Origin of the sequence: Acidovorax sp. HMWF018 (assembly GCF_003061035.1) — a bacterium.
Taxonomy (GTDB): Bacteria; Pseudomonadota; Gammaproteobacteria; order Burkholderiales; family Burkholderiaceae_C; genus Acidovorax; species Acidovorax delafieldii.
Genome location: NZ_QAIM01000480.1, coordinates 1 through 9,963 on the forward strand (window position 1 = coordinate 1; position 9,963 = coordinate 9,963).

The 9,963-nt window shown below is 66.4% G+C and carries 9 protein-coding genes; 7 read left to right on the plus strand and 2 right to left on the minus strand.

Going from position 1 to position 9,963, the window contains the following annotated elements:
• The first annotated feature begins 274 nt into the window (after positions 1-274).
• The 4 genes from DBR23_RS20365 to DBR23_RS20380 are packed head-to-tail and all read left to right on the plus strand — an operon-like array spanning position 275 to position 4,777.
• On the plus strand, positions 275-742 hold the full coding sequence (locus tag DBR23_RS20365) for a DUF4863 family protein (RefSeq protein WP_108499411.1): 468 nt from the start codon (positions 275-277) through the stop codon (positions 740-742).
• A 54-nt stretch (positions 743-796) separates the two neighbouring features.
• Complete coding sequence (locus tag DBR23_RS20370) at positions 797-2,347, plus strand: 3,4-dehydroadipyl-CoA semialdehyde dehydrogenase (RefSeq protein ID WP_108499412.1); 1,551 nt, start codon at positions 797-799, stop codon at positions 2,345-2,347.
• 49 nt (positions 2,348-2,396) lie between these two features.
• Entirely contained in the window at positions 2,397-3,950 is a 1,554-nt protein-coding gene (locus tag DBR23_RS20375) for a benzoate-CoA ligase family protein (protein ID WP_108499413.1), read from the plus strand.
• Positions 3,947-4,777 (plus strand): alpha/beta fold hydrolase, encoded by an 831-nt coding sequence (locus DBR23_RS20380; protein WP_108499414.1) that lies wholly within the window; start codon positions 3,947-3,949, stop codon positions 4,775-4,777. The genes DBR23_RS20375 and DBR23_RS20380 overlap by 4 nt, the downstream gene beginning before the upstream one ends.
• A 60-nt stretch (positions 4,778-4,837) precedes the next feature.
• Here the strand turns inward: DBR23_RS20380 and DBR23_RS20385 are convergent, their stop codons facing one another.
• On the minus strand, positions 4,838-5,530 hold the full coding sequence (locus DBR23_RS20385) for a Crp/Fnr family transcriptional regulator (RefSeq protein WP_056746945.1): 693 nt from the start codon (positions 5,528-5,530) through the stop codon (positions 4,838-4,840).
• A 139-nt stretch (positions 5,531-5,669) separates the two neighbouring features.
• Here DBR23_RS20385 and DBR23_RS20390 point away from each other — a divergent pair, with 139 nt between their 5' ends.
• Genes DBR23_RS20390 through DBR23_RS20400 form a run of 3 tightly spaced genes read left to right on the plus strand, consistent with a single transcriptional unit; the run spans position 5,670 to position 9,486 of the window.
• Positions 5,670-6,662 (plus strand): Bug family tripartite tricarboxylate transporter substrate binding protein, encoded by a 993-nt coding sequence (locus DBR23_RS20390; protein ID WP_108499425.1) that lies wholly within the window; start codon positions 5,670-5,672, stop codon positions 6,660-6,662.
• A 10-nt stretch (positions 6,663-6,672) separates the two neighbouring features.
• Positions 6,673-7,638 (plus strand): 3-hydroxyacyl-CoA dehydrogenase NAD-binding domain-containing protein, encoded by a 966-nt coding sequence (locus DBR23_RS20395; RefSeq protein WP_108499415.1) that lies wholly within the window; start codon positions 6,673-6,675, stop codon positions 7,636-7,638.
• 48 nt (positions 7,639-7,686) lie between these two features.
• Positions 7,687-9,486 (plus strand): feruloyl-CoA synthase, encoded by a 1,800-nt coding sequence (locus tag DBR23_RS20400; RefSeq protein ID WP_108499416.1) that lies wholly within the window; start codon positions 7,687-7,689, stop codon positions 9,484-9,486.
• 121 nt (positions 9,487-9,607) lie between these two features.
• Here the strand turns inward: DBR23_RS20400 and DBR23_RS20405 are convergent.
• Positions 9,608-9,963: HU family DNA-binding protein (locus DBR23_RS20405; protein WP_108499426.1), on the minus strand; the 356-nt coding region annotated here is incomplete at its 5' end.

Genomic DNA, 9,963 nt, shown 5'->3' on the forward strand with positions numbered 1-9,963 from the left:
TTCTTGGGCTCCTCGGCCGATGACTGCGCACCCTCCTGCGCGGAGGCGGGTGCGAGCAGCCCCGCCGTTTCTGTTTCATTCATACCCATCCTTTTCATGGAGCGCCCTGATCTTCTCAGGGAAAACGCCATTCATGCACTATAGTGCTTGACATGGATCTTTGAGGTAACTATGGTTCATCAATTGGCAAAATACTGCATGTTTTGGATGCGCGCAAGGCGGTGGATCAAAAACGGTGCAGATTGGGCCCCGACTCTAGCTGCACCCACTGCCCATGTCCGACAAAACTGCGTTTCACGAAGCCTTGGTTGATCTGACCGCCCAGCTCGCTGGCAAACCCCTGGATGCCGCTCTGGCGCAATGGCTGAACACCGCGCACGGCCCCACCAGTGCGACCTACCAGCGCTTGCGGGAGGCGTGCATTCAGGGCGCACGTGAAGGCTGGCTGTGTGAACGCGAAGGCGGCGGCATCCGCTATGGCCGTGTGTTCAAGCCCGAAGATGCCTTGCACCGGTTTTCTGTGGACGTGGTGGACATGCAAAACATTGCTGGCCCCCACCACACCCACCCGCAGGGCGAAATCGATTTGATCATGCCACTGGAGGGCGATGCGTTGTTTGACGGCCACCCTGCTGGCTGGTGCGTCTACCCGCCCGGCAGTGCCCACCACCCTACGGTGGCGCGCGGCAGGGCGCTGGTTTTGTACCTGTTGCCCGAGGGGCAGATCCAGTTCACCCGCTAGGGCTGGCGCCAGCGCTGCTCCCTATTGACTTTCTTGCTCTGAAAGATCGACTGCATGACTGAATTGCTCGCCAACCACGTTGCCGGCCGCTGGCAACACGGAACGGGGCCCGGCACTGAGCTGCGCGATCCTGTGCTGGGCACCGCCCTGGTGCGGGTGGACGCCACGGGGTTGAATCTGCCCGAGGCCTTTGCGTTTGCCCGCGAACAGGGGGGAGCTGCGCTACGCGCTGCCACCTATCGTGAGCGGGCCACCATGCTCGGCGCGGTCGCCAAGGTGCTGCAGGCGCACCGCGACAGCTATTACGACATCGCCACCGCCAATTCCGGCACCGTCAAGACGGACTCTGCGGTGGACATCGACGGCGGCATCTTCACGCTCGGCCAATACGCCAAATGGGGTGAGGCGCTGGGCGATGTGCGCGTGCTGCGTGACGGGGATGCCGTCAGGCTGGGCAAGGAACCGGTCTTTCAGTCGCAGCACCTGCAGGTGCCGAGGCCAGGGGTGGCGCTGTGCATCAACGCGTTCAACTTTCCTGCTTGGGGCCTGTGGGAAAAAGCCGCGCCCGCCTTGTTGTCGGGCATGCCGGTCATCGTCAAGCCCGGCACATCCACGGCGTGGCTGACCCAGCGCATGGTGCAGGACGTGGTGAACGCGGGGGTGTTGCCCGCCGGCGCGCTGTCGATCATCGCGGGAAGCTCGGCGGGCCTGATGGATGCGCTGCAACCCTTTGATGTGATGTCGTTCACCGGCTCTGCCGAGACGGCGGGCGTTGTCCGGGCGCATCCGGCGGTGGCGCAGCGTTCGGTGCGCGCCAACATCGAGGCGGACAGCCTCAATGCCGCGCTGCTGATGCCCGACGCGGCGCCGGGCAGCTCGGCCTTTGACCTGCTGGTGCGCGAAGTCGTCCGTGAGATGACCGTCAAGTCAGGCCAGAAGTGCACCGCGATCCGCCGCATCCTGGTCCCCACTGCGTCGTACGCTGCGGTGGCGGAGGCTGTCAGCGCCCAGCTGGCCCGCGTGGTGGTGGGCAACCCCCGCAACCCGGAAGTGCGCATGGGCTCGCTGGTCAGCCGCGCCCAGTTCGATGGAGTGCAGGCAGGCATTGCCGCCCTGGGGGCCCATACCGACCTTGTGTATGACGGCCGAACGCGGCCGCTGGTCGATGCCGACTCTGCAGTGGCCGCCTGCGTCGGCCCGGTGCTGCTGGGCGCGCGCGATGCCGACAAGGCCTCCATCGTTCATGACGTGGAGGTGTTTGGACCGGTGGCCACCTTGCTGCCCTATAACGACCTGCCCCATGCGCTGGCCCTTGCGCAGCGTGGCCAGGGCTCGCTGGTGACCTCGCTCTATGGCGCCGACGACAAGGCCCTGGCCCAGGCCGCCGTAGCGCTGGCTGCGAGCAATGGCCGTGTGCATGTGGTGACGCCGGCAGTGGCCACTGCGCACACGGGCCACGGCAATGTCATGCCCATGTCGCTGCATGGGGGGCCCGGCCGGGCTGGTGGTGGTGCTGAGCTGGGTGGCTTGCGGGCGCTGGACTTCTACCACCAGCGCAGTGCGGTGCAGGCCAGCCCCGAAGTGCTCGCGGCGCTGGGCTGTTGACCTCTCAGCCCCACCCACAACGACAACACCATCGCGACGGAGACACGCCATGAACAGCCTTCCGGAACAGTTCAATTTTGCAGAGCATCTGTTTGCTCTCAACCGCGCGCGGGGTGACCGCATCGCCTACATCGACGACCAGGGGACCCTGAGCTACAGCGCGCTGGAAGACCGCGCGCGGCGGCTGGCGGCGGTGCTGGCCAACACTGGCGTGCGGCGCGAGGAGCGCGTGCTGCTGCTGATGCTGGACACCAGCGACTGGCCGGTGGCGTTTCTGGGTTGCCTGTACGCGGGTGTGGTGCCTGTGGCGGTCAACACCCTGCTCAAGCCCGACGACTACGCCTACATGCTGACGCACTGCCGCGCGCAGGCGGCGCTGGTCTCCGGTGCATTGCTGCCGGTGCTGGACGAGGCGCTGGCCCTGGCACCCCACCATGAGGTGCGTGCTTGCGTGGTGTCGCAGCCGCAAGGCCCGCTGGGTGCGGGGGCGGTGGACATGCAGGCCGCCATCGCCAGCACCCCCGCGCTGACTGCGCCCGCCCGCACCGGCCCGGACGAGCCCGGGTTCTGGCTTTATTCCTCGGGCTCCACGGGCAAGCCCAAGGGCACGGTGCACACGCAGGGCAGCCTGTGGTGGACGGCCGAGCTGTATGGCAAGGCGGTGCTGGGTCTGACCGACAAGGATGTGTGCTTTTCGGCTGCCAAGCTCTACTTTGCGTATGGGCTGGGCAACAGCCTGACCTTCCCTTTGTCAGTGGGCGCCACAGTGGTGCTGATGGCCGAGCGACCCACGCCAGACGCCACGTTCGAGCGTTGGACGCGCCACCAGCCCACGGTGTTCTTTGGGGCGCCCACCGGTTTTGCCGGCATGCTGGCCTCGCCCCGCCTGCCTTCCCGAAGTGCGGTGGCGCTGCGCATGTGCTCGTCCGCCGGCGAGGCGCTGCCGGCCGAGATCGCGCAGCGCTTCAAGGACCATTTTGGTTGCGACATCATCGATGGCATTGGCTCGACAGAGATGCTGCACATCTTCCTTTCCAACCGCCCTGGCGATGTGCGCTACGGCACCACGGGCAAACCGGTGCCCGGGTACGAGATATCCCTGCGCGGCGAAGACGGCAGCGAGGTGGCGCAGGGCGAGATTGGCGACCTCTACATCCAGGGCCCCAGCGCTGCGCTGATGTACTGGAACAACCGCGCCAAGACCCGCGAGACATTCCAGGGCGCGTGGACCAAAAGCGGCGACAAATATGTGCGCGATGCCGAGGGTTACTACACCTACGCCGGGCGCAGCGACGACATGCTCAAGGTCAGCGGCATTTACGTGTCCCCCTTCGAGGTGGAGGCCACGTTGATGCAGCACACTTCCGTGCTGGAGGCAGCCGTGGTCGGCACGCAGGATGCTGATGGCCTGACCAAGACCAAGGCGTTTGTCGTGCTCAAAGATGGGCAGGCGGTCACACCGGATGAACTCAAGGCCTTTGTGAAGGAACGCCTGGCGCCCTACAAGTACCCGCGTCTGATCGAATTCTTGCCCGAGCTGCCCAAGACGGCCACCGGCAAGATCCAGCGATTTCGGCTGCGCGAGCGGGAGCAGCGGGCGTGAGTGCCAATGGCGTTGCACCCAGCCCCGTGGGGTGCACTGAGCATGTGCCAGTGCGCTGGCGCAACCGCACGGTCCATATCGAGTACCAGTGGATAGCCCCCGAGCGCACCACTGCCCCCTTGGTGGTGTTCCTGCACGAGGGCCTGGGCTCCGTGGCGATGTGGAAGGACTTCCCGCGCCAGCTGTGCGATGCAGGCGGGTTTCGGGGGCTGGTGTTCTCTCGTCCTGCTTATGGCCGGTCCACCCCCCGGCGCGCGGACGAGGTGTGGGGCGTGGACTTCATGCACCAGCAGGCGCACGAGGTGGTGCCCGCATTCCTCGATGCACTGGGCGTGCAGGAAGCCGCCTGGCTCTTCGGCCACAGCGATGGCGCATCGATTGCCCTGTTGCTGGCTGCACGCTGGCCGCAGCGCGTGCAAGGGCTGGTGGTGATGGCGCCGCACCTCTTTGTGGAAGACGTGACGGTGCAAAACATCGAACGCGCGCGGGACGCTTACGAACAGACCGATCTGCGCCACAAGCTGGCGCGTTACCACGACGATGGGGATTCGGCCTTCTGGGGCTGGAACCGCGTCTGGCTGGACCCGGCCTTCCGTGCGTGGAACATCGAGCCAGAGGTTGCCCTGATCCGCGCCCCCGTGCTGGCCATCCAGGGCTCTGATGACGAGTACGGCACCCTGGCCCAGATCCGGGGCATTGCCCAGCGTGTGCCAGGCACCCGGTTGCTGGAATTGCCGGACTGCGCGCACTCTCCGCACCGTGACCAGCCTGGTGCGGTGATGGCCGCTGCGGTCGCCTTCATCCAAGCGCACCACTCGCCCACATAGCGGCAGATGGTGCAGTAGCGGGCGGTAGCCCATGCACCCAGTGACGCCAAAAAAAAGGGGCTATTCCACCTGACGCCGCAGGCCTTCCAGGTCGGTCACGGTGATGCCGCCGTATTCGATCTCCAGCAGGCCAGCGGCCTGCAGCCGCTTCAACGCCGCGTTGCAGCGCTGGCGTGATACGCCCGAGAGATTGGCAATTTCTTCTTGCGACACCTGCAAGTGCGTGTCGCTGCCCGGGTGCAGCCAGGGGTGGAACAGGCCTGCCAGCGCGCGGGCCACCTGGCTGTCGGTATCGAGCAAATGGTGGGCCGTGAAGTTACCCAGAAACCAGTGCATGCGTTCGTTGATCTGGCGCAGCAGAAAGTGGTCAAAGCTGCGCTGCGTGGCGTGCAGCCATTCAAAAGTCTCCATCGGCACCAGCGCAACGCGGCTGGGGCGCAGTGCGATCACGTCGGCCGTGCGGGGCGTGCCGCGCAGCAAGGTGCCCTCGCCAAACCAGCTTCCCGCCGACAGTCCGCCGAGCGTGACCGAGCGGCCATCCCCCGAGGTCACAGTCCACTTCAGCAGCCCCTCGATGGCGCCATACCAGTGCACCGGGGTATGGCCGCGCCGGCACAGCTCGCCGCCCTGGGGCACTTCGACCTCGCGCACATCGTCCATCACCCGCTGCTGGGCGGCGCTGTCCAGGGCCGGGAACCAGGCAGAGTGCAGCAGCAGATCGGTGAGGGTAGGGGGCGCCAGTTTGACCAACATGGTGAGAGTGTCTCCTGCGCCACTGTGTGCTGTACAGGCGCGTGCGCGTATTCCCTGAGTCCAAATGTCATCGCGATGACTGAATGTGCAGGGGCGTCAAAAAAATAATGACGGCTCCATCCACAGGAGACACATGATGATGCACACCCGCCGCCAGTTCATGCACCACGTCGGTTGCGCCTCTGCGCTGGGGGCCTTGTCGCCGCTGGCCGCCTGGGCGCAGACCATCGACCAGATCAAGATCTTTTACGGCTTTCCCGCAGGCAGCGCGGGCGACAGCGTGGCGCGCAGGGTGGGCGAGAAGCTGGCGGGATCGCCCTACACCCGCAACCCCGCGGTGGTGGAAAACAAGCCCGGCGCGGGCGGCCGCATCGCGCTGGAGTCGCTCAAGGGGGCGCCCGCCGATGGCAGCGTGCTCACGCTGTCGCCGTTTTCGTGCACGTCCATTTACCCGCACATTTACAGCCGCCTGAGCTACGACCCGGCCAAGGACTTTGTGCCGGTGTCCATCGGCGCCGTCATGCACCATGGTCTGGCTGTGGGGCCGCTGGTGCCTGTCTCCGTCAAGACGGTGAAGGACTTTCTGGCCTGGGCCAAGGCCAACCCCGTGCAGGCGAACTACGGCTCACCCGCAGCGGGCTCCACGCCGCACTTCATCGGTGCGCTGCTGGGCTTGAACAACGGCGTGGACCTCAAGCATGTGCCGTACCGCGGTTCCATCCCGGGCGTCACCGATGTGGTGGGCGGGCAGATCGCGTCGATGGTCACGCCCAGCGGAGACTTCATTCCCAACCACAAGGCGGGCAAGCTGCGGCTGATCGCCACCTCGGGTCAGGCGCGGTCGCCGTTTTCGCCCGAGGTCGCCACGTTTGCAGAGCAGGGCTTTCCAGAACTCACGACCGAGGAATGGTTTGGCTTTTACGCCCCGGCCCGCACGCCGGCAGCCGTGGTGTCTGCCGCCAATGCCGCCATCAACGCAGCGATCAAGGACAAGGCCGTCATGGACAGCCTAGCCGTGGTGGGGCTCATCGCGAAGGGCTCTACGCCTGCGGAGATGCTGGCCTCGCAACAGGCCGAATATGAGCGCTGGGGGCCGCTGGTGAAGAAGGTCGGCTTCACGGCAGAGTCCTGAAAGGTTCCCCATGGCACACACCGTGAAGCGCGTGGCTGTGGTGGCCACCGGCACCATTGGCGCAAGCTGGGCCGCCTACTTTCTGGCGCGGGGCCTGGACGTGGAGGCCATCGACCCGTCGCCAGGGGCCGAGCAGCGACTGCGGGACGCCGTCGCCTCGCATTGGGTGGCGCTGGCGCAGCAGGGGCTGGCCTCGGGGGCAAGCCAGGAGCGCCTGCACTTTCATGTGCGGCTGGAAGATGCACTGGCGCAGGCCGACTTTGTGCAGGAGAGCGGGCCCGAGCGGCTCGACTTCAAGGTGGACCTGTTCCGCCGCATGGATGCAGTGACCCCGGCGCATGTGGTGCTGGCCTCCAGTTCTTCGGGGCTGGCGGTGACGGACATGCAGAAGGATTGCGCACATCCCGGGCGCGTGGTGCTGGGCCACCCGTTCAATCCGCCGCACATGATCCCGCTGGTCGAAGTGGGCGGCGGCGAGCGCACCACGCCCCAGGCGGTGGCCGATGCAATGGCGTTCTACACCCGCATTGGCAAGCGTCCCATCCACGTGCGGCGTGAGATCAAGGGGCACATTGCCAACCGCCTGCAGGCGGCGCTCTGGCGCGAGGCCTTTCATCTGGTGGACCAGGGCGTAGCCACTGTGGAAGACATCGACACAGCCATCTCCCAGGGTCCCGGCTTGCGGTGGGCGCTGATGGGGCCGTTCATGAACCTGCACCTGTCGGGTGGCGAAGGTGGCATAGCCCACCTGCTGGCCCACCTGGGCGGTCCCATCGAAAGCTGGTGGCAGGACCTGGGCACGCCGTCCATGACCGAAGCCTTGCAGCGCCGGGTGGCCGAAGGTGTGGCGCAGGCGATGGGTGACAGGCACGCCAGCGATCTGGCCCGTGCGCGGGATGCCTTGCTCATCGAGCTGTTGCGCGCCAAGCAGGCGTCTGGGCTGCTCGGCCAACCTGATCCCGATCTCGATGCCTGAGGCATCGCGCCTCAGTGTTTGAACCTCCATCGCTCCCGAGAACCCACCATGTACCCAGCCTTTCTTGATGACGAGCGCCAGATTGCCCCGGCGCGCGCTGTGCGCACCCAGTTTGACGATGGTTCTTTCACGCTGCGCTCTCCCATGGCGCTGCAACCCTATGCCCGCTGTGTGGGGGAATGGCTGGAACGCTGGGCCAAAGAGACGCCTGATGCCCTGGCACTGGCCGAGCGGAGCGACAGCGCAGAAGGCTGGCGCAGCCTGACCTATGCCCAACTGCGCCGCCAGGTGGGCGCCGTGGCGCAGTCGCTGCTGGACCTGCGGTTACCCGCCGGGCGGCCGATTGCCATCCTGTCCGACAACGCGGTGGATCATGCGGTCCTCATGCTCGCGGCCATGCATGTGGGCATCACCCCCTGTTCGCTGTCGAGCGCGTATGCGCGCTCCCAGGACCACAGCCGCCTGCACAGCATGCTGACGGTGCTGGAGCCCAGCCTGGTCTATGCGTCCGATGCCAGCGTCTATGCGGCAGCCCTGCACGGCTGGGACAGCGATGCCGTGCGGGTGTTCAGCCGCAACGCCTCCGCGTGTCCGGGTGCGCTGCCCTGGGAGCATCTGCTCGCTGGGCAGGAAACGCCCCAGGTGCAGCAGGCCATGCAGGCGCTGCTGCCCGATGACCATGCCAAATACCTGCTCACCTCCGGCTCCACCGGTCGGCCCAAGGTGGTCATCAACACCCACCGCATGCTCTGCGCCAACCAGCAGATGATGGCCCAGGCGTGGCGCTTTCTGGAGCATGAAAAGCCAGTGCTGGTGGACTGGTTGCCCTGGAGCCATACCTTTGGCGGCAACCACAACCTCAACATGGTGCTGTGCCACGGCGGCACGCTCTACATCGACGAGGGGCGGCCGGTGCCGGGGCTCATCGACAAGACGGTGCGCAACCTGCGCGAGGTACAGCCCACCATGCTGTTCAACGTCCCTCGGGGCTTTGACATGCTGCTGCCGTTTCTGGAGGCCGACGACCGTCTGGCCGCCGACGTGCTGGCGCGCATGCGGCTGGCCTTCTATGCGGCGGCGGCGCTGGCTCCATCGACCTGGCAGCGCCTGCAGGCCGTTGCGCGGCGCGTGCGCCCCGCCCAGCCGCTGTGGCTCACGACATCGTGGGGGTCCACCGAGACAGCGCCGGCCGTCACCACCGCGCACTGGCACCTTGAAGGCGCGGGCTGTATTGGTGCACCCTTGCCAGGGCTGGAGCTGAAGCTGGTGCCCAACGGCAGCAAGCTGGAGATGCGGGTTCGTGGCGTGTCGGTGTTTGCAGGCTACCGCAATGCGCCGCGCGAAACGGCGGCTGCGTTCGATCACGAGGGGTTCTACCGCATCGGCGACGCGGGCTATCTGGTGGACGCGGAGCAGCCAGACAAAGGCGTGGTCTTCAACGGGCGCGTGGCGGAGGATTTCAAGCTGTCCAGCGGCAGCTGGGTGTCGGTGGGCACGTTGCGGGTGGAGCTGGTGTCGCAACTGGCGCCGCTGGTCCAGGACATCGTGCTCACCGGGCATGACCGCGATGAGGTGGGCATGCTGGTGTTTCCGTCTGCGGCCGGTGCGGCCGACGCTGAGCGGCTGGAGCAGGCATTGCAGGCCGTGATGCGCGCGCGCCGGGATGCGGGCGCTGGGTCTTCGCAATGCCCCACACGGGCCATGGTGATGGACATGGCGCCTGATGCAGACGCCGGGGAGATCACTGACAAGGGCTACATCAACCAGGGGGCGGTGCTGTCACGCCGCGCGGCGGCGGTGCAGGCGTTGTACGCCCACCCTGCAGCGCCATGGGTCATCAGGGCCTGATTGCGCGGGGCCCAGGGCGTGTAGGGGAGGCGTCGTCGCGCACCCTTGCGGGTTCCGCCAAAAGAAAAAGGGGCCTCGCGGCCCCTGGTGCTGAAGCAGGCGCCTTGCGGCGCTGGGTGCATCAGGCGGTTGCGTCCTTGAGCTTCTTCAGGGCGCGGGTCTTGATCTTGACCGAAGCAGGCTTGGCGGGGAACCAGCGCTCTTCACCCGTGAACGGGTCCTTGCCAAAACGCTTTTTCTTGGCAGGCACTTGCTGCAGGCCGATCTTGAGTACGCCAGGCAGCGTGAACTCGCCAGAGCCCTTCTTGTGCACCGAGCCCAGGATGGCGGCTTCCAGCGCAGCCAGCACGGCCTTGGCGGCCTTGGGCTCCACACCCGACTGTTCGGCCAGATGGGCAACCAGCGTGGTCTTGTTGAAAGCAGCCTTGATGGGCTTCAGGGCGGCAGCAGCGGCCACGGGCTTGACGGCGGGAGCGG

Excerpts from the sequence above, each read along its gene's own strand:
- DBR23_RS20375 (WP_108499413.1), top strand. The coding sequence starts at position 2,397 with ATGAACAGCCTTCCGGAACAGTTCAATTTTGCAGAGCATCTGTTTGCT.
- DBR23_RS20400 (WP_108499416.1), top strand. The coding sequence starts at position 7,687 with ATGTACCCAGCCTTTCTTGATGACGAGCGCCAGATTGCCCCGGCGCGC.
- DBR23_RS20370 (WP_108499412.1), top strand. The coding sequence starts at position 797 with ATGACTGAATTGCTCGCCAACCACGTTGCCGGCCGCTGGCAACACGGA.
- DBR23_RS20385 (WP_056746945.1), bottom strand. The coding sequence starts at position 5,530 with ATGTTGGTCAAACTGGCGCCCCCTACCCTCACCGATCTGCTGCTGCAC.
- DBR23_RS20365 (WP_108499411.1), top strand. The coding sequence starts at position 275 with ATGTCCGACAAAACTGCGTTTCACGAAGCCTTGGTTGATCTGACCGCC.
- DBR23_RS20390 (WP_108499425.1), top strand. The coding sequence starts at position 5,670 with ATGCACACCCGCCGCCAGTTCATGCACCACGTCGGTTGCGCCTCTGCG.
- DBR23_RS20395 (WP_108499415.1), top strand. The coding sequence starts at position 6,673 with ATGGCACACACCGTGAAGCGCGTGGCTGTGGTGGCCACCGGCACCATT.